Here is an 18,419-nt window from a genome sequence, read left to right as displayed (position 1 = left end):
AGGGCATCCGGCTAGGGTGCCGCGCGGAGCGACGCGCCGATGGCGCCACACGCGACGAACCGGCGTGTGCGACCGGTCCTGCTCAGGCGCCCGCTCGCGCAGGCTCCGGCTCGGGCGCGAGGTGCTCGGCGAGGACGGCGCGCTGCGTGCGGCGGGCCTGCGCGTGGCGTTCGCGGCCGGCCTCGGTGAGCGTTACGAAGATCGCGCGGCGGTCGTCGTCGCACATGGTGCGCCCGACGAGACCGGCCCGCTCCAGGCGGGCCACCGTACGGGACAGCGCGCTCTGGCTGAGGTACATGTCGCCCGCCAGGTCGTGCATGCGGCGCTGCTCGCACGTCGCGTCGACGAGCCGGTCGAGCGCCTCGAACTCGCTCATGCCGATGCCGTGCGCGTCCTGCAGTGCGCGGTCCAGCGCGCACGAAACCGTGCTGTAGCAGGCGAGCAGGTCGCGCCAGCGCCGGACGACCGCCTCTTCACCGGCATCGCTCATGGGCGGAACATACCACCCTTCCCCACTTCAATGCAAACACATTAAATGCGTGGACATCCAATGCATGTGCATGTAACTTCGGTCCGGTGACCACGACCGTGACACCTGATTCCCTTCTGTCCGATAACGACCTGCCCCGACGGCAGCGCTGGCCCGCACGCCTGTGGGGCGTCCTCGCCGTGCTCTCCCTCGTGCTGTTCCTCGACGGTCTCGACGTGTCGATGGTCGGCGTCGCACTGCCGTCGATCGGCACCGAACTGCACCTGGCGACCTCGAGCCTGCAGTGGATCGTCAGCGGATACGTCCTCGGCTACGGCGGCCTGCTCCTGCTGGGCGGCCGCACCGCGGACCTCCTCGGCCGGCGGCGGGTCTTCCTGATAGCCCTGGCGGTGTTCGCCGTCGCGTCGCTGCTCGGCGGCCTCGTCGACTCCGGTCCCCTGCTGATCGCCACGCGCTTCATCAAGGGCGTCAGCGCGGCGTTCACCGCCCCGACCGGACTGTCGATCATCACCACGACCTTCGCCGAGGGCCGCATGCGCAACAAGGCGCTGTCGATCTACACGGTCTTCGGCGCCAGCGGCTACTCCTCCGGCCTGATCTTCGGCGGCCTGATGACCGGCTTCGGCTGGCGGTGGACGTTCCTCATGCCGGTGCCGATCGCGATCGTCGCGCTCACCGCCGGACTGACCCTGATCCCCCGCGACACGCCCGCCTCCTCCGGCGGTCACGACGTCCTCGGCGCGCTCACCTCCACCGGCGCGATGCTCCTGCTCGTCTACGACCTGGTGTCGGCTCCGGCCCGGGGCTGGACCTCACCCGTGACGCTCGCCCTGGCCGCCGGGGTGATCGTGCTGCTGGCCGCGTTCGTGTACGTCGAGCGCCGGGTGCGGCACCCGCTGGTCCGGCTCGGCATCCTGCGCAAGGGCACGCTCGTGCGGGCCAACCTCGCCATCGTCGCGCTGTTCGGCTCCTACACGTCGTTCCAGTTCATCATCACTCTCTACCTGCAGGACGTGCTCGGCTGGGCCCCGTTGAAGATGGCGCTCGCGCTGCTGCCCGCCGGACTGCTCGTCGCGCTCAGCGCGCCGTTCGCCGGCACGATGATCGACCGGTTCGGCACGGCGCGGTTCATCGTCGGCGGCCTGGCGGCGATGTCCGCCGGTTACGTGCTGTTCCTGCCGATCGGCACGCACCCGGTGTACGTCACGGCGATCCTGCCGACCGCCATCCTGCTCGGCGTCGGCTTCGCGCTCGGGTTCCCCTCGATCAACGTCCAGGCGACGGCGGGGATCCACGACGACGAGCAGGGCCTGGCGGCCGGGCTCGTGCAGACGGCCGCGCAGGTCGGCGCGGCCCTGGTGCTGGCCATCACCACCGCCGTCATCTCCGCCGGTCCCCCGGCCCGTACGGCCGCCGGCGTCCTCGACGCGTACCGGCCCGGCCTGGTCTTCGTGACCTTCGTGGCCGTCGCCGGCCTGGCGATGGCCCTCCTGCCCCTCGTCGTACGCCGCCGCGCCCGGCAGGGCGGAGCGCACCGCGCCGGGATCGCGCCGGCCGAGGTGGAAGAGGCCGAGGCCGCCTGATCCGCGCGGCCGCCGGTCCGCGCCGTCCGTCAGACGGAACGAGGAGGCGGTCCCGTCATCGGGCCGTCTCCTCGCCGAGCGGCACGTTTCGACGCCGCTCGGCGAGGAGGGCCGACGGTGTCAGGCCGGCCAGGGCCCGCACCTCACGGCTGAGGTGGGCCTGGTCGGCGTACCCGGTCCGCCCGGCCAGCTCCGCCAGCCCGGCCTCGCGCCCGCCCCCGTCCGACAGGGCCAGGAACCGCTGGAAGCGCGCGACCCGCTGGAGTGTCGACGGCTCCAGCCCGGCATGGTCGGCGACCAGCCGCCGCAGGTGGCGTTCGGAGATCCCCAGGTCGTCCGCGACGGCGGCGACCCGCGACGCGGGCCGCAGCAGGCGGCCCACCGCGTGTTCCACCCGGCGATCCCGGGCGCCGGTGTCCAGGACGGACGGCAGGCGCCCGCCCCGTACGTCGTCGGCGATCCGCGCCGCCTCCCGGCGCGGGAACAGCTCGGCGAGCGGCACCTGCAGGTCGCGCAGGTCCCGTGCGGGCAGCCCGAGCGCCGCGCCGATCGCCGCCGTACGGAGGCGCAGCCCCCGCAGACGCTCACCGCCCGCCAGACGCGGCAACTGCACGCTCGTGGCCGGGCCGACGACGTACGCCGTACCGGCCGAGGAGACGATGACGTCCGCGCACGCGTCCGGCACCACCCGCTGGACGTAGCCGTCCCGGTCGTCGCCGACCCGCTGTTCCCACCAGCACGCGACGAACGGATGCGGCACGGCCGCACGCCGCTCGCGGTAGCACGACGGCAGGCCCGCGTCCGATCCGTTCAAGACAGCCCACCCCTGGTCCGGCCATGCTGAGGGCATGGAACAACGAGCCCATTTCATCACCTTGTCCACGCCCGACCTCGACGCCGCCCGCGCCTTCTACCGCGACGGGCTCGGCTGGCGACCCCTGCTGGACGTGCCCGGTGAGATCATCTTCTTCCAGGTGGCGCCCGGAACGGTGCTCGGCCTGTTCGACGCGGACAAGTTCGTCGCCGACATGGAGGGCACTCCGGCGGACGGCCGGCTCGGCGGTCTCACCCTGTCGCACAACGTGGACTCCCCCGACGCCGTCGACGCCACCGTACGGCGGATGGTCGAGGCCGGCGCGCGGACGGTGAAGTCGCCTCAGCGGGCCGCGTTCGGCGGCTACCACGGTCACGTCGCCGACCCGAACGGCCTCGTCTGGGAGATCTGCCACAACCCCGCCTGGCGGGTCGACGCGGACGGCCGGGTGCACCTCGGCCTCGTCGACGACGCCTGAAACCGCGCGGGCCCCCGGTGTTCAGCGGGTGGAGGCGGCGTTCCGGTCGGTCTCCACCTTGGCGAGCATCTGCCTGAGCAACGCGTCCAGCGTCTCCTGGGCGGCCGGGTCCAGCGCGGCGACCATGTCGCCTTCGACCACGGCGCGCACTTCCATCGCGGCCAGCCACTTCGCGTGGCCGGCGTCGGTGAGCTCCACCCCGACCCGGCGCCGGTCGCCGGTGCCGCGCAGCCGCCTTACCAGCCCGGCCTGCTCCAGCGTGTCCAGCCGCCCGGTCATTCCGGCGGGTGACAGCAGCAGCTCCTGCGCCAGCTCGGAGGGCGTCATCGACCCGCCGTGAGAGACCAGCCGGTGCAGGGTCTCGAACTCGAACTCCTGCAGCCCGATCTCGGCCAGGGCGCGGTCCTTGGCCTGGTGGACGTGCTTCACCAGGAACTGCATCCGGGTGATGATCGCCTCAGTGCGCTCGTCGTAGGGTGCCTTGCCGCGCCACCGGGCCAGGTGGTGATCGACGGAGTCCTCCACACGGGCCATTATGCTACGTCGGCAAATAGTTCGTTGACGAATCATATGTCAGCGAACTACTTTCCGGTGCATGCGTCGACTGATCTTCGGCCGGACCAACGCCGCCCTGGCCACCGCGCTCATCCCGACGACCCTGACGCTCGCCGTGGTGCGGGCCACCGGCTCGGCCGCCACGCTCGGCGTCGTCCTGGCCTGTGAGCTGCTCCCGATGCTGTTGCTGCTGCCGGTCGCCGGGGTGGTCGCCGACCGGTTCCCGGCCCAGCGGGTGGTGTTCGCCGCCGACCTGCTGCGCGGCGCGGCGCAGGCCGCGATCGGCGTGGAGCTGCTGCGCGGCCCGGCCCGGATCCCGGAGCTGGCCGCCCTCTCGGCCGTCACCGGCGCCGGAGTGGCGTTCGGGACCCCGGCCGTACGGCGGCTGGTGGCGGGCGTCATCGAGGGCGCCGACCGGCTCCGGGCGAACGCCCGGCTCGGCGTCGCCGAGGGGCTGGCCCAGATGGCCGCCCCGGCCGCCGCCGGCGGGCTGGTACTGGCCGCGGGACCCGGCTGGTCATCGCTGCTCACCGCCGGGCTCTTCGCGGTCTCCGCGGCGACCCTCGGCGGGCTCGCCCCACGCCGCCCCACGCCGCACGTCGAGCGGGAGCGGTTCACCGCGGAGCTGCGCGAGGGCTGGCGGGAGACGCGGCGGCACTCGTGGTTCCTCGCCATCGTGACCGGGCACGGCGTCTGGCATCTGGCGGCGGGGTTCCTGCTGACGCTCGCCCCGGTCATCGCGGTCCGGCGTCTGGGCGGGGACGCCGCCTGGGTGGTCATCGCCCAGGCCGGCACCGCGGGCATGCTGATCGGGGTGTATTGCGCGAGCCGGCTGCGGATCCGCCGCCCGCTGGTGGCGGTCGCGTTCGGCGGCGCGGTGTACGGGCTGCCGCTGGCCGCGCTCGGGGTTGCCGCGCTCGTCCCCTCCGGCGCGCTGCTGGCGGTCGTCGCGCCGACCTATTTCGCGGCGATGTTCGGCCTCGGGGTGCTCAGCCCGCTGTGGGAGACGACCCTGCAGCACCGGATCCCGCAGGAGTCGCTGGGCCGGGTCGGCTCGTTCGACGCACTGATCTCCTTCGCCAGCCGGCCGCTCGGGATGGCGGTGGCGGCCCCGGTCGCCGCGGTGACCGGGGCCGCCGCACCGTTGCTGGCCCTGGCGGTCCTGGTCGCCGGGGCGAACCTGGCCGTGCTGGCGCTCGCCGACGTCCGGGGCTACCGGAGCGTGTCGCCCGGCAGGCCACGCCGGCGCGAGCGGGAAGCGATGGCCGCGTGTCACCGACCGGGCTCCTTTAATTGACCGATCGGTCTCGATAGGGCTACGGTTCCGTTCGTGGCACGCACCAAGGAGTTCGACCCGGACTCGGCGCTCCAGAAGGCCATGGAGCTGTTCTGGGAACGCGGTTACGAGGCCACCTCGATGGCCGACCTCGTGGAGCACCTCGGCATCGCCCGCGCGAGCATCTACGCCACCTTCGGCGGCAAGCACGAGCTCTACCTCAAGGCGTACGAGCGGTACGTCCAGGTCCGCGACCCGAACGTCGTGGAGCTGCTGTCCCAGCCGGGCCCGGCGCTGCCGGCCGTACGCGCGCTGGTGAACGCCTACACCGAGGAGTCCCTCACCGACGAGCGCCGGCGCGGCTGCCTGGTGGTGAACACCGCGGTCGAGCTGGCCCCCCGCGACCCGCACGCGGCCCGGCGCGTGGCCGCCAGCTGGGACACCGTGGAGACCGCGCTGACCTCGGCGCTCATCCGCGCCCGCGCCCAGGGCGAGCTCGCCGCGGAGAAGGACCCGCAGGCCCTGGCGCGGTTCCTGCTCGTGCTGCTCCAGGGCATCCGGGTCCTCGGCCGAACGGCGCCGGAGCCCGCCCGCATTCGCGACGCGGCCGCCCAGGCCCTGTCGCTCCTGGACTGACCGGGAGACTCATCGTGACCTCGACCAGCGCCTCCGCACGCCTCGATAACAGAACGACCGGTCTCGATAGAGCGGCCTTCGCCCTGCTCGCGACGATCCAGGTCACGGTCATCGCGAGCATCACCGTCATCACCGTCGCGCTCCCCGCGATCCAGCGTGACCTGCGGACCGGCCCCCGCGACCTGGTACTCGCCGCGTCCGCGTACGGATCGTCCTTCGGCGGGCTGCTGCTGCTCGGCGGCCGTCCCACGGACCTGCTCCGGCCGCGCGCCGTGTTCGTGCCCGCCCCGGCCCTGGCCGCCGCGGGTGTGCTCGCCGGTCGGCTGCTCCCCCGGCTCGGCGCGCCCTACGCCGGGCTGCTCGTCTTCCCGCTGGGCGCGGGCGTGACGTTCGCCGCCGCGACGGTCGCGGCCACCGAGGACGTCCCGGCCGGACATCTGGGGCTGGCCGGCGGCGCGCCATGGAGGTCGAGCCGCCGGTCGGGCTCACCGTCCTGGTCGCGATCGCGAACGCCCACTCGGGCGAGGCCGGAAGCGGGTACGCGGTCGCGCCGCGGGTCGCCGCGGCCGCCCTCGCCCTCACCGCACCCCTGGCGCCGCTTCGGCGCCGGACTCGATGAACAGGAGAGAAGGACATGACCGCACGCTTTACCGGACAGGTCGCGCTCGTGACGGGCGGCGGATCCGGCATCGGCCGGGCCACCGCGCTGGCGTTCGCCCGCGAGGGCGCGACCGTCGTCGTGGCCGGCCGCGGCGCCGGGCCGCTGGAGGCGACCGTGCGGCTCATCAAGGAGGAGGGCGGCACCGCGAGCGCCGTCACCGCCGACGTCTCGAGATCGGAGGATGTCGCCCGGCTCGTGGCCACCACGGTCGAGCGTCACGGCGGCCTGCACGTCGCGTTCAACAACGCCGCCGTCCTGGCGGGCGGGCCGGTGACCGGGATCGCCGAGGACGACTGGACGGCCATGGTCGGCACCAACCTGACCGGCGTGTGGCTGGCGCTCCGGCACGAGATCGCGCACATGCGCGCGCACGGCGGCGGCGCGATCGTGAACACCGCGTCGATCGGGGTCACCGCCGTGCCGGGCCTCGGCGCGTACGGCGCGACCAAGGCCGGAGTCGTCGCGCTGTCCAAGGCCGCCGCCCGCGAGGCCGTCGCCGACGGCGTACGGATCAACGTGGTCAGCCCCGGACCGGTCGCCACCGCGATGTCGATGCGCCCCGGCGAGAGCGAGGCGGACCGCGCGGCACGGGTCGGGGCGCGCGTCCCGGCGGGACGGATCGGCGCGGCCGAGGAGGTGGCCGCCGCGGTCCTGTGGCTGGCCTCGTCCGAGGCGGCGTTCGTCGTCGGACACGAGCTCACCGTCGACGGCGGCGCGACCGCCTGACTCTTTACGGAAGGACCATTACAGGGACCTAAGGCCTGTTTCCTGCCCGATATCGGGCAGGATTCTTGGCTTTCTCTCGCCACATGGGGTTAGATCCTGCCACATGCCCAGCCACGCGTACGACGACCTTCTCGTCCACCTCGCCCGTACGACGTCGCTGAGCGCGGGTGAGGCCGCGCGCGTGGTGGCCGACGTGCTGGCCTACTTCGCCGAGCCGGCCGAGGACTTCGTCCGCCGGCGGCACGCCGAGCTGAAGGCGGCCGGGCTCACCAACGACCAGATCTTCGAACGCGTCGCGGCCGAGCTGCCGCAGCGCCGCGTGGCTCCGCCGGAGCTGTCGCTGCGCCAGCTCCGGCGGATCGTCTACGGCTGAGAGGCAGGACTCATGTGCGGAATCGTCGCCTACACCGGGCCCGGGGACGCCGTCCCCATCCTGACCGAGGGGCTGGCACGCCTGGAGTACCGCGGGTACGACTCGGCCGGGCTCGCGGTCGTCGGCCGCTCGGGCGACCTGCGGGTGCGCAAGGCCGCGGGCCGCGTCGCCGCCCTCGCGGCGAGCCTGCCCGCCCGGTTCAAGGGCGGTACGGGCATCGGCCACACCCGGTGGGCGACGCACGGTGAGCCGAGCGACGACAACGCCCACCCGCACGTCGCCGGCACCGTGGCCGTCGTGCACAACGGCATCATCGAGAACGCCGACGAGCTGCGCGCCAAGCTGCGGGCCGACGGCGTCGTCCTCGCCTCCGAGACCGACAGCGAGGTCCTGCCGCACCTGATCGCGCGCTCGGCCGCCGCCGAGCTGGAGGACGCCGTACGCGAGGCGCTGTCGCAGATCGTCGGCACGTACGGCATCGCCGTCGTGGACACGCGCCACCCCGGCGTGCTCGTCGTCGCCCGCAACGGCAGCCCGGTCGTGCTCGGCATCGGTGAGAAGGAGATGTACGCGGCCTCCGACGTCGCCGCGCTGGTCCGCTACACGCGCCAGGTGGTGCACCTGGACGACGGCGAGCTCGCCACGATCCGCCCGGACGGGTTCCGCACGTCCACGCCCGACGCCCGCGCGACCCGCAAGGAGCCGTCGGTCATCGAGACCGAGGACGCCGCCTACGACGCCGAGGGCTACACGCACTTCATGCGCAAGGAGATCCACGAGCAGCCCGCCGCGGTCGAGCGCGCCTTGCGCGGGCGGCTCGACGGCCGGTTCCACACCGCGCACCTGGGCGGGCTGGAACTGGACCCGCGCGAGGCGCGGGCGATCCGCCGGGTCAAGATCCTCGGCTGCGGCTCGGCGTACTACGCCGGGCAGGTCGGCGCGCAGCTCATCGAGGAGCTGGCCCGCATCCCGGCCGACGCCGAACCCGCCTCGGAGTTCCGCTATCGCAACCCGGTCGTCGAGGCGGACACGCTGTACATCGCGGTGAGCCAGTCCGGCGAGACGTACGACACGCTCGCGGCCGTCCAGGAGCTCCGGCGCAAGGGCGGCCGGGTCCTCGGAGTGGTCAACGCGGTCGGCAGCGCGATCGCCCGCGAGTGCGACGGCGGGATCTACCTGCACGCCGGACCGGAGATCGCGGTGGCCTCCACTAAGGCCTACACGTCGACGGCCGTGGTGTTCGCGCTGCTCGCCCTGCATCTGGGCCGCATCCACGACCTGTCCCCCGCCGACGGGCGGCGGATCGCCGAGGGCCTGCGGGCGCTGCCGGGCCAGATCGAGGAGATCCTGCGGCAGGAGGACCGGATCGCCGCCCTCGCCGCGGACCTGGCGAAGTACCGCAGCATGCTGTTCGTCGGCCGGGTGCGCGGCTGGCCGGTCGCGCGGGAGGGGGCGCAGAAGCTCAAGGAGGTCTCCTACATCCACGCGGAGGCGTACCCGGCGAGCGAGCTCAAGCACGGGCCTCTCGCTCTCATCAGCCCCGACCTGCCGGCCGTCGCGATCGTGCCGGACGACGAACTGCTGGACAAGAACCGCTCGACGCTCGGGGAGATCCGCGCCCGGCACGGCCGGGTCATCACGATCGGCCACACCGACGCGGGCGAGGACTCCGTCGTCGTGCCCAAGAACGAGCCGGAACTCGACGCGATCCTGCTGCCGATCCCACTGCAGCTGCTCGCGTACCACGCCGCGGTCGCGCTCGACCACGACGTCGACAAACCGCGCAACCTGGCCAAGAGCGTCACCGTCGACTAGAACCCGGCCGGGCGGAGGCGGCGCGCTTCGCCCGTCGAAGAGACACTGATGTCTGTATGATGCCGACCATGCGTCGGCCGTCGTCAACGCCCTCCCCCGGTCGGCTCTGCCGCCAAGCCGGCACCTGGCCGGGGGCTGCGATGTCGTGCGATCAGCACGATGGCGCGTACGGGATTTCGGCCGACCTCCCGTATGCCCCCACAGGAGATTCGCATGGTCGGTGGCGCAGAAGGAAAGAACCTCGCGAAAACGATTTTCCGTGCAACCGGAGATTTTTTCCACACGGGCGCGAAGGGGGCCTCTAACGCGGCAAGAGGAATCTCTCACGCCTACAAGGACGTCACCGATAATGTGAACCACCTTCTACCTCGGGACACCGAGGGCGTCAGGGGTCGTTTCGTCGACGGCACCCTCCGCGGAGAGAATCCTTTTGAGAACGTCACCCGCGAAGAAGAGGAGTGGTTGCGTCTCGGCCACCAGAGGATCAGCGATGTTGCGGCGTACATGCGAAGGTCGAAGTGGAACAACTGCACGGGCGAGGTGATGAACTTCGTCGCCAGGAACGTGAATCCCCTCAGAGGCCAGAACACAAAGCTCGTCGGGGGCGTTCTGCAGCAAGAGCCTTCCTGGTCGAGTGCGCTCGCGATAGACGACTTCCTCACCACGAAGAAGGTGTCGGTCGCCGGCAAACCAGCATACGAGATGGACTTCGACACCTTCGTTGAAGGACTGGCGAGCAGACGATGGGACCCCGGCCGCCCTTACCAGTTCGAAAATGTCACCGGGACGGCGAAGATCCTGGAGCAGATGAGCTACGTGCCGGGCTCCCGAGGGTTCCTCTACCTGGCGGACCACTCATCGAGGTTTCCTCGCTACATGAACGCCGTGCACCTGGACGACGTCTATGCCGTGAACGGCCGGGACGGGTGGGCCGCACCTCTCAACGACATGATCGGCGAATTTCCCTACGCCTATTTCATACGGAGCGGGCCGGCCGTCGAGTGGTGGTGATGCGGGTCAGCGCGCGGCTTCGCGCAGGATCTGGGTGAGGAACTCCGCGTTGGACGAGGTGTCGCGGAGCTTGCCGATGAGGAGTTCGAGGGCCTCCTGAGGGCCCAGGGCGGTCAGGACCTGGCGCAGGCGGTTGACCGCCTCCAGCTCCGCCGGTGACATCAGCAGGTCGTCGCGGCGCGTGCCGGAGGGGGCGATGTCCACGGCCGGGAAGATCCTCCGGTCGGCGAGGTCACGGCGGAGCCGCAGCTCCATGTTCCCGGTGCCCTTGAACTCCTCGAAGAACACCTCGTCCATGCGCGAGCCGGTCTCCACGAGCACCGACGCGAGGATGGTCAGCGAGCCGCCGTCCTCGATGTTGCGGGCGGCGCCGAGGAACCGGCGCGGCGGGTGGATCGCGCTCGTCGCGACGCCACCGGCGAGGATCCGGCTGTTCGAGGGCGCCCCGAGGTTGTACGCCCGGCCGAGACGGGTGATCGAGTCGAGGATGACGACCACGTCACGGCCGAGTTCGACGAGCCGTTTGGCTCGCTCGATCGCCAGCTCGGCGACCGCGACGTGGTCGCTCGCCGGCCGGTCGAAGGTGGAGTGCACGACCTCGGCGTCCACCGACCGCCGCATGTCGGTGACCTCCTCGGGCCGTTCGTCCACCAGGACGACCATCAGGTGGCATTCGGGGTCGGCGGCGCGCACGGCCTTGGCGAGGGCTTTGAGCACCATCGTCTTGCCCGCCTTCGGCGGTGCGACGATGAGCCCGCGCTGGCCTTTCCCGATCGGGGCGATCAGGTCGGTGATGCGTCCGGTCAGGTCGTCGCGGCCCGTTTCCAGGCGCAGGCGTTCCTGTGGGTACAACGGCGTCAGGTCGGCGAATTCCGGCCTCTTGTCGGTGTTGTTCGGATTGTTCGCAGGGCGGCCGTTGACGGTGTCCAGGCGGACGAGGTTGCGGAACTTCTCGCGCCGGTCGCCCGGCCGGGGAGAGCGCGCGGCGCCTTCGACGTGGTCGCCGGGGCGCAGCCCGTACCGCGCGACCTGGGCGGCGGACAGGTAGGTGTCGCCGGGGCCCGGCAGGTAGCCGGTGACCCGGACGAAGGCATTCTTGTCCCCCACGTCGAGGATGCCCGACACCGGGGCGGGCGGGTTCTCCTCGGGGGGCCTGGAGTCCGCCGGCCGGGTCGCGGCGGCGGATTCGATCATCGTGCTCATCAGGGGATCCTTTCGGCGGGAAGATCAGAGAAAGGGCACGCGGAAAAGGACACGCGGCCTGGAGGCGCGCCACAGGCACGCCGGAAACCGACGAGAGAAACATCGATCTCGCGGAGGAGGTTCGGTCGCCCGGAGCAAGAAGGGGGGCGAGAAAGACGCAGCCATATCGGCTGGGAAGAGCGCCTATCCGGATGAACCGGAATCCTCGGCAACATCGTTAGCGTATACCAACCCGTCGTTATTCCGCCACACCGGCGCGCGAAGGTGACTCGGCCTCGCTCGCACGGGGGAGGCGGCGGACGGCACGCTCTGTCAGGATCGACGACATGAGATCCGTGGTCCGCCCGCTCGTGAGCGTCACCACCTACCGGCGCTGGACCTTCCTCCTCGGCGGCACCGCGCTGCTCGTGCCGTACGTGCTGATCTACGCCGCGCTCGTGCAGATCATGCGGCACGTCAGCGACCAGCCGACGCGCGGCTTCATCGGCGCGCTGGGCATGCTGGTCTCCTTCATCGTCATCTCCGGCGCCGTCGCCTTCATCCCGGCCGTACGGGTCCTGTGCCGGACCGCCGCCGAGACGCTGCTGGGCGTGCGGCTGCCCGAGGAGACGCCCGAGGGCCTGCGGTCATGGCGCTCGCGCCGCCGCACCGCCGTCTGGTGGCTGCTGCACATCGGTGTCGGCGGCACCATCGGTTTCGCCGTGGTGTTCGGCGTGCCGATGATGCTGTTCCTGCTGGAGACGCCGTTCCTCGACCATGCGGCCACCCGCCGGTTCCTCGGCCACACGTTGGTGTTCGCGCCATCCTGGTCGGTGCCCGCGGCGCTGCTGACGCTGCCCGCGATCGCCTACCTCGGCGCCGGGGCCGGCGCCCTGTTCGCACGGCTCGCGCCCCTGCTGCTCGGCCCCTCCGCCGCCGACCGGCTGGCCCATCTGGAACGGCGCGCCGAGTCGCTGCTGGAACGCAACCGGCTGGCACGGGAGCTGCACGACTCCGTCGGCCACGCGCTCACCGTCACCACGCTGCAGGCGGCCGCGGCGGCACGCCTGCTCGACAGCGACCCCGAGTTCGCCCGGCGTGCGCTCACCGCGATCGAGGAGACCGGACGCACCGCCCTGGAGGACCTCGACCACGTCCTCGGACTGCTGCGCGAGGACATGAGCGCGAAGACGCCCCAGCGGACCCTCACGGACCTTCCCGCGCTGTTCGAGCAGACCCGGTCGGCGGGCGTCGAGGTGCACGCGGACCTCGGCCGCGTCGAGGAGGTTCCGCCGGTGGTGTCCCGCGAGGCGTACCGGATCGTGCAGGAGGGGCTCACCAACGCCCTGCGGCACGCCGGCAAGGTGCCCGTGACGGTACGCCTGGCGGTGCGCGCCTCGCGGCTCGTACTGGAGCTGACCAATCCGCTCCACGCGTCCGCCCCGCCCCGTACGGGCGGCGGGCACGGGCTGCGGGGCATCCGCGAGCGCGTCGCGGTCCTGGGCGGCCGGATGACCGCCGGCGCGGACGACGGGCACTGGCGGATCGCCGTCACGCTCCCGGTCGTGCCCTGGTCCGGCGAGACGGTGGAGGACCGAGAGGCGGCCGGCGACGGCGTGGAGCGGGAGAGTGTGAGGGGCCGGTGACCGACGTTCTGATCGTGGACGACGAGGTGCTGATCCGCACCGGCCTGCGGGCCATCATCGACGCGGAGCCCGGGTTCGCCGTCGTGGGCGAGGCCGGCGACGGCGCGGAGGTACTCCCCCTGGTGCGCTCCCTGCGCCCCGACGTGGTGCTGATGGACGTCCGGATGCCCAGGGTGGACGGCATCCAGGCGACGCGGACCATCCTGTCCACGGTGCCGGAGCCGCCTCGCATCCTCGTCATCACCACGTTCGAGAACGACGACTACGTGTACGAGGCGCTGCGGGCGGGCGCGAGCGGCTTCCTGCTCAAGCGCGCCCGGACCGAGGAGATCATCCAGGCCTTGCGCACCGTGGCGCTGAGCGACTCGCTGCTGTTCCCCGCCGCGATCCGCGGGCTGGCCGCCCGGCACGCGAGCGGCCGCGACGCCGACCGGGTACGCACGGCGCGCCTCACCGACCGCGAGGGTGAGGTGCTCACGCTCATGGCCCGCGGGCTGTCCAACGCCGAGATCGCGGGCGAGCTCGTGGTCAGCGTGGAGACGGTCAAGACGCACGTCGGCAACGTGCTGGCCAAACTACGGGCCCGCGACCGTACACAGGCGGTGATCGCGGCCTACGAGTCCGGCTTCGTCAGCCCTTCTTGATCGTGGAGGCGTACACGTCGACGTACTCCTGGCCGGACAGCGCCTGGATCGCCGCGATGATCTCGTCGGTGGCCTTGCGCAGATCGGCGTCCTTGCCGTACCGGAGCGGCTCGCCGAGCTTGATCACCGGCTGCATGATCTTGCGAGGCATGCGGTAACCGGTGGGCTGGATGTCGTCGGTGCCGATGAGCGCGCAGGGGTACACCGGCGCACCGGACTCCACCGCGAGCCGCGCGACGCCGGTCTTGCCGCGGTACAGCCGGCCGTCCGGCGAACGCGTGCCCTCGGGATAGATGCCGAACAGCCGGCCCTCCTGCAGGACGCGCAGCGCCGTGCTGAGGGCATCGGCCGCCTCACTGCCCCCGCGACGGTCCACCGGGATCGTGCCGACGCCGCGGAAGAAGGCGGCCATGAGCCGGCCCTTGATGCCCTTGCGGACGAAGTAGTCGTCCTTGCCGATGAATACCAGCTGCCCCGGCGCCATGAGCGGCAGGAACAGCGAGTCGCAGAACGACAGGTGGTTCGAGGCGATGATGGCCGGCCCACGCTTGGGCATCGTGCCGACGACCTTGGGCCGGAACAACAGACGCAGCCAGGGGCCGAGCAGGATGTGCTTGAGCAACCAGAAGAACACGGTCAGCCTTCCACCGAGGGGTGCCCGACAGTCTGACGCCTCACCTCCCGGCGCGTCGGTGCGGGGGCGTTACAAGAAATAACCGACGGTTCTTGTACCACACCCTCACTTGACGCACGAACTTCTACCGATGAGCGTAGCGGCGATCGCGCCGACTGGTGCGGGACTCACAAAGACGACGAGTGCGGCGTGCGCGACCTGGACCGGTCCAGGTCGCGGAGGCGTCCAGCGCCGCGCCCGGTGTCGCCGACGCCGCCAGGGCGGTCGAGAGAGGGCATCGTCCGCGGCGGTGAGCCGTCGTACCGGCGGGGAGACCAGGAAGGAGACTCCTCGCCGGGAGCGGACGCTCGCCGACGAGGTACTCGTGGCGGACCGCGGTGGCCGCGTGGACGTCGGTGGCCGTGCCGGCGGCGAGGGGGCGGCTCCCCGAGGACACGACCTGGCGCGGTCGGCAGGTGGCTCATGACTCCGATCCCGCTGCCCGGTTCACAGGAGCCCGGCCGTCGCGATCGCGAAGCCGAGCCGGCGGAACAGCCGTGGGTAGGGCACCGGCTCGGCGCTCCGCGGCCCCGCCGCCATGAAGCCCACCGACTGGAGGCGGTGGGCGCGAGCAGGCCGACCACCTCCGGCCACCCGTGATCGCGCCGAGCAGCGCGGCCGTCCGGGCCTCGCACGTCATGACGCCGGGTTCTCGGCCCTCGGCTCCCCAGCGCCGGCCGGGCCGCCGCCGCGACCGCGCACACGACGTCCCAGGCCCGCTGACCCGCGGCCTCCCCGCCCACCCCGACGTCCCTCGCGCGGTGCTCGCCGCACGTCTGGAGGCGTCCTCACCGAGCGCGGCCCAGAGGAGCGAAGCACCTGTCGGCCGACGGCCCCAGCCGCATCCTCACCCACGCGGCCCGCGTTCACGGCCGAGGCCGCCGCCGCGACCGCGTGCGGGACGTTCCAGGCACGCCCGCCCGCGACCTCCCCGTCCAACCTCGAGGTCCCCCGCGCGGTGCTCGCCGCGCGCCTGGAGGCGCTGGAGCGGCGTCCGTACCAGGAGACGCCGCTCCGCCATGAGCACGTCGTCACCCAGCGTGGCCCGGGAGGCGAAGTGCCTGTCGGCCGGCGGCTCGAGCCGCCTATGCCGTCCGCGGTCACGGCCGGGCCGCGACGCCGGGGGCGAGGTCGTCTCCGCCGTCGGTCAGTAGTCCTTCAGCGGATACGCGTCGACGACCTCTCGCGGGTTCTCCGGAAGTGCGTGATCGCCGGTCTTCGCCTGTTCCCGCCGCCGGGCCTGGTTCTCCAGTGCGAGGGCCTGGTTGCCGGCGACGTAGTCGCGCAGCTCACGCTCGTACGCCGCGAAGGCCGCCGCGTGGTCGCCGCCGGCCCGCGCGAGTTCGCCCGCGAGGACGTACGCGCCGACCAGCGCCATGCTCGTGCCCTGGCCCGAGGCGGGCGATCCGCAGTACCCGGCGTCGCCGACGAGCGCGACCCGGCCGCGCGACCACGTGTCCAGGTGGATCTGCGCCATGGCGTCGAAGTGGAAGTCCGGTGCGTCCTCCATGTGCTTCAGCAGCCGCGGCAGTTCCCAGCCCGCGTGGGCGAACCACTCGGCCACCAGGCGTTTCTGCTCGCCCACGTCCGAGGGCAGGAACGTCGCGGGCGGCACGTCCGTGTCGAAGCCCACGTAGACCCTCGCCTCCCGGTTGCCGCGGACGCTCATCACCATCGCGCCCCAGAGGTCGCCGCTCATCGGGTACACCACCTCCCAGCGGTCCAGGCCGAGGTAGTTCGGCACCGTCCAGACGGCGAGGTAGCTGCCGAGGTGCCGCAGATGGTCCTCCTCCGGCCCGAACACCAGCCGCCTCGTCGAGGAGTGCACCCCGTCCGCGCCGACGACCAGGTCGAAGGTCCGCCGCGTACCGCTCTGGAAGCCGACCCGTACCTCGTCGGCGTCCTGGTCGAGCGCGACGACCGCGTCGCCGAAGAGGTACTCGGCCTCACCGGCGCCGGCGAGGATCGCCGCCAGGTCGTCGCGCAGGATCTCCACGTCCGGACCGTCCACGTCGCCGCCGCTCGCGGTCCGATCGGTCGTGCGGAACAGCTCCTCGCCGTTCTCGCCGACCATCGACATGCCGCGCAGGTCCGTGCTCCGGCGGCGGACCTCCTCCAGCACCCCCATGCGCCGGACCACCTCGACCGCCGGGCCCCGGACGTCGATCGCCTGGCCACCGGGCCGCAGACCGGCCGCCCGCTCCACGACCGTGACCTCGAACCCGTACCGCCGCAGCCAGTGGGCCAACGCCGGCCCGCCGATGCTCGCACCGACGATGAGAACCTTCCGCATGACACTCTCCCTGTCGTCTCGATCACCCGGAGCGTCGCCGGGTGCGCTGACAGGGCGCTGATCGATGGCGGCGGTGTGCCTACGCCGCGCTGACAGAAGGCGTCAGCTGGGCTGCCAGTCGGGAGCCCGGCCGGAGGCGCGCAGGACGGCCTCCCAGCGGTCTCCCCCGGCCGGTGCGGGCAGATGCGGCACGCCCGTGCGCCAGGCGGCCTCGATGACGTCGGGCCGGCTCGGGCGGTGGTCCTTGTCGAGGGCGCGGGCGAGGTCCCAGGCGTGCAGGTGCCACTCGACGCACACCGCGCCGGCGTAGTCGCCCGCCGTCAGCTTGGTGCCGCGGTAGGACAGGTACGCCTCGTCCCACACGTCCGGCAGCCGGTCGGCGTACGCCTCCGCCGAGACGGCGAACGCGACGATGTGCTCGCGACCCGTCGCGGGCGGCAGCACGGCCAGCTCCGCGGCGTTCTGCCGGGAGAGCTGGCGTACGAGAAGGGCGGCGGGGGCGTCCTGGGCGAACAGCCGGGACAGCCGGCTGGACGGGGCGTCGTTGAGGTACTCGTGGAAGTTCTCCGCCACGCAGCGAAGGTGACCGGCCAGGTCGATGGCCTCCCACTCCCGGCACGGCGTGGCCACGGACCAGTCGGAGAAGTGCGCGGCCAGCTCACAGATCGCGACGACGCCCTCTCTGCACGCGCGCAGAAGGTCGCGCCGATCTGGCGGCGTGCGCTCCACGTGATCCCCCCGGACAGAGCACTTCCCACTGACTCGCTTCGCCGCGAGCGGACCGGGCGCTGTGGCCCACGACGATTCTCTGAGTCGGTAGATTCTCAGAGTCGGACGGCCCGTGTCACTTCGGTACGCCGTGTTCACGCTGGTCGCGTCACCCCCACGCGCAAGCGTTCGATGGCTACGTTCGATGGCTTCGGCCGGCCGCGGCTCCACGGGCACGAGCGCACGAGACGATCAACGTCCGCGCCCAGTGTGCCCAGCGGGACCGCGACCCCGCCGTCAGGTCACCGTGCTGATGACCGGATGCAAGCGAACGATCTACGAGACGGCCGGCTCAGCTCGCGATGGACGGGCTGGTGCGGAAGCTCAGCTTGTGCGCCTCGCGCAGCGACCGCAGCCGGTCGGCCTCGTCGGTGTACGGCCGCACCGACGGCTTGGCCCGCGCGCGACGAGCGGCGATCTGCGCGCCCCGGCGCTGCTTGGCGTCGCCGGACTCGTAGGTCTTGGTCCCCATCGCCACGCGCTCGGCGGCGTTCGCGGCGGCCAGCGCGTCGAACAGCGCGCGGTCGTAGGCGATGGCGAGCTCGCGCACGTCCTCGTACGGCCGGTGCTCGGCCTGGGCGGAGCGGAGGCGGCTCTCGGCCTCCTGCGCGTCGGCGAGCCTGTCACGCAGGCCGGCGGCGAGCTCCTTGTCGGCGGCGTAGCGCTCGGCGACCTCCGGGCTCGGTTTACGACCCAGGCTCATGAGCCCTCCTTCGTCGGAGCAGTGACCATGAGCGCTGTGTCTTCGATTCGCTCACTGCGTTCGCTCATGACGGCGCTCCTTCCTTCGTTGCT

General features: G+C 72.2%; 19 protein-coding genes. 11 read left to right on the top strand and 8 right to left on the bottom strand.

What is annotated here, in order from left to right; translation table 11 throughout:
* Window positions 1-82 precede the first annotated feature (82 nt).
* Window positions 83-490 (bottom strand): MarR family winged helix-turn-helix transcriptional regulator, encoded by a 408-nt coding sequence (locus QSK37_RS21330; protein WP_285623778.1) that lies wholly within the window; start codon window positions 488-490, stop codon window positions 83-85.
* 86 nt (window positions 491-576) lie between these two features.
* Here QSK37_RS21330 and QSK37_RS21325 point away from each other — a divergent pair, with 86 nt between their 5' ends.
* Window positions 577-2,073, top strand: coding sequence for an MFS transporter (locus QSK37_RS21325; RefSeq protein WP_285623777.1), 1,497 nt, complete (start codon window positions 577-579; stop codon window positions 2,071-2,073).
* Window positions 2,074-2,128: 55 nt separating this feature from the next.
* Here QSK37_RS21325 and QSK37_RS21320 read toward each other — a convergent pair whose 3' ends face one another.
* Window positions 2,129-2,887, bottom strand: coding sequence for a helix-turn-helix domain-containing protein (locus QSK37_RS21320; protein ID WP_285623775.1), 759 nt, complete (start codon window positions 2,885-2,887; stop codon window positions 2,129-2,131).
* A gap of 34 nt (window positions 2,888-2,921) precedes the next feature.
* Here QSK37_RS21320 and QSK37_RS21315 point away from each other — a divergent pair, with 34 nt between their 5' ends.
* On the top strand, window positions 2,922-3,365 hold the full coding sequence (locus QSK37_RS21315; protein ID WP_285623773.1) for a VOC family protein: 444 nt from the start codon (window positions 2,922-2,924) through the stop codon (window positions 3,363-3,365).
* Window positions 3,366-3,386: 21 nt separating this feature from the next.
* Here the strand turns inward: QSK37_RS21315 and QSK37_RS21310 are convergent, their stop codons facing one another.
* Window positions 3,387-3,890: a MarR family winged helix-turn-helix transcriptional regulator gene (locus QSK37_RS21310; protein WP_285623771.1), complete on the bottom strand. Its 504-nt coding sequence runs from the start codon at window positions 3,888-3,890 to the stop codon at window positions 3,387-3,389.
* Between the two features lie 70 nt (window positions 3,891-3,960).
* On the opposite strand from QSK37_RS21310, the gene QSK37_RS21305 reads away from it, so the two are divergent.
* The 7 genes from QSK37_RS21305 (at window position 3,961) to QSK37_RS21275 (ending at window position 10,418) form a co-directional block, all read left to right on the top strand.
* Window positions 3,961-5,217 (top strand): MFS transporter, encoded by a 1,257-nt coding sequence (locus tag QSK37_RS21305; protein WP_285623770.1) that lies wholly within the window; start codon window positions 3,961-3,963, stop codon window positions 5,215-5,217.
* Window positions 5,218-5,250: 33 nt separating this feature from the next.
* Window positions 5,251-5,832, top strand: coding sequence for a TetR/AcrR family transcriptional regulator (locus QSK37_RS21300; protein WP_285623768.1), 582 nt, complete (start codon window positions 5,251-5,253; stop codon window positions 5,830-5,832).
* Window positions 5,833-5,846: 14 nt separating this feature from the next.
* Window positions 5,847-6,470 carry a hypothetical protein gene (locus QSK37_RS21295; protein WP_285623766.1) on the top strand — a complete coding sequence of 208 codons (624 nt, stop codon included), beginning with the start codon at window positions 5,847-5,849 and terminating at the stop codon, window positions 6,468-6,470.
* A complete protein-coding gene (locus QSK37_RS21290; protein WP_285623764.1) occupies window positions 6,467-7,219 on the top strand; it encodes an SDR family NAD(P)-dependent oxidoreductase in 753 nt (250 codons plus the stop codon). Before QSK37_RS21295 ends, QSK37_RS21290 begins: the two co-directional genes overlap by 4 nt.
* Window positions 7,220-7,322: 103 nt before the next feature.
* Window positions 7,323-7,592 carry a hypothetical protein gene (locus tag QSK37_RS21285; RefSeq protein ID WP_285623763.1) on the top strand — a complete coding sequence of 90 codons (270 nt, stop codon included), beginning with the start codon at window positions 7,323-7,325 and terminating at the stop codon, window positions 7,590-7,592.
* A gap of 12 nt (window positions 7,593-7,604) precedes the next feature.
* On the top strand, window positions 7,605-9,407 hold the full coding sequence (glmS, locus tag QSK37_RS21280; protein WP_285623761.1) for a glutamine--fructose-6-phosphate transaminase (isomerizing): 1,803 nt from the start codon (window positions 7,605-7,607) through the stop codon (window positions 9,405-9,407).
* Window positions 9,408-9,620: 213 nt separating this feature from the next.
* Window positions 9,621-10,418: a hypothetical protein gene (locus tag QSK37_RS21275; protein ID WP_285623759.1), complete on the top strand. Its 798-nt coding sequence runs from the start codon at window positions 9,621-9,623 to the stop codon at window positions 10,416-10,418.
* Between the two features lie 6 nt (window positions 10,419-10,424).
* Here the strand turns inward: QSK37_RS21275 and rho are convergent, their stop codons facing one another.
* The gene (rho, locus tag QSK37_RS21270; RefSeq protein ID WP_285624945.1) at window positions 10,425-11,624 is read right to left on the bottom strand and encodes a transcription termination factor Rho; all 1,200 of its coding nucleotides are present in this window, start codon (window positions 11,622-11,624) and stop codon (window positions 10,425-10,427) included.
* Window positions 11,625-11,947: 323 nt separating this feature from the next.
* Between rho and QSK37_RS21265 the strand changes: the two genes are divergently transcribed.
* Both QSK37_RS21265 and QSK37_RS21260 read left to right on the top strand, forming a co-directional pair.
* Complete coding sequence (locus tag QSK37_RS21265; protein WP_285623758.1) at window positions 11,948-13,246, top strand: sensor histidine kinase; 1,299 nt, start codon at window positions 11,948-11,950, stop codon at window positions 13,244-13,246.
* Window positions 13,243-13,890 (top strand): response regulator transcription factor, encoded by a 648-nt coding sequence (locus QSK37_RS21260; protein ID WP_285623756.1) that lies wholly within the window; start codon window positions 13,243-13,245, stop codon window positions 13,888-13,890. Before QSK37_RS21265 ends, QSK37_RS21260 begins: the two co-directional genes overlap by 4 nt.
* On the opposite strand, the gene QSK37_RS21255 is transcribed toward QSK37_RS21260, so the two are convergent.
* The 4 genes from QSK37_RS21255 to QSK37_RS21240 all read right to left on the bottom strand — a co-directional run bounded on the left by QSK37_RS21255 (window position 13,877) and on the right by QSK37_RS21240 (window position 18,327).
* Window positions 13,877-14,524 (bottom strand): lysophospholipid acyltransferase family protein, encoded by a 648-nt coding sequence (locus tag QSK37_RS21255; protein WP_285576049.1) that lies wholly within the window; start codon window positions 14,522-14,524, stop codon window positions 13,877-13,879. The two genes, QSK37_RS21260 and QSK37_RS21255, sit on opposite strands and share 14 nt — an antisense overlap.
* 1,186 nt (window positions 14,525-15,710) lie before the next feature.
* The gene (locus tag QSK37_RS21250) at window positions 15,711-16,856 is read right to left on the bottom strand and encodes an FAD-dependent monooxygenase (protein ID WP_285623755.1); all 1,146 of its coding nucleotides are present in this window, start codon (window positions 16,854-16,856) and stop codon (window positions 15,711-15,713) included.
* Between the two features lie 102 nt (window positions 16,857-16,958).
* A complete protein-coding gene (locus QSK37_RS21245) occupies window positions 16,959-17,585 on the bottom strand; it encodes a maleylpyruvate isomerase N-terminal domain-containing protein (RefSeq protein ID WP_285623754.1) in 627 nt (208 codons plus the stop codon).
* Window positions 17,586-17,916: 331 nt separating this feature from the next.
* Complete coding sequence (locus tag QSK37_RS21240; RefSeq protein ID WP_285623753.1) at window positions 17,917-18,327, bottom strand: plectin; 411 nt, start codon at window positions 18,325-18,327, stop codon at window positions 17,917-17,919.
* Between the last annotated feature and the right edge of the window lie 92 nt (window positions 18,328-18,419).

Origin of the sequence: Actinoallomurus iriomotensis, assembly GCF_030269445.1 — a bacterium.
GTDB lineage: Bacteria > Actinomycetota > Actinomycetes > Streptosporangiales > Streptosporangiaceae > Actinoallomurus > Actinoallomurus iriomotensis.
Note: the sequence above shows the minus strand (reverse complement) of the source record. Positions and strands in the feature narration are given on the sequence as shown.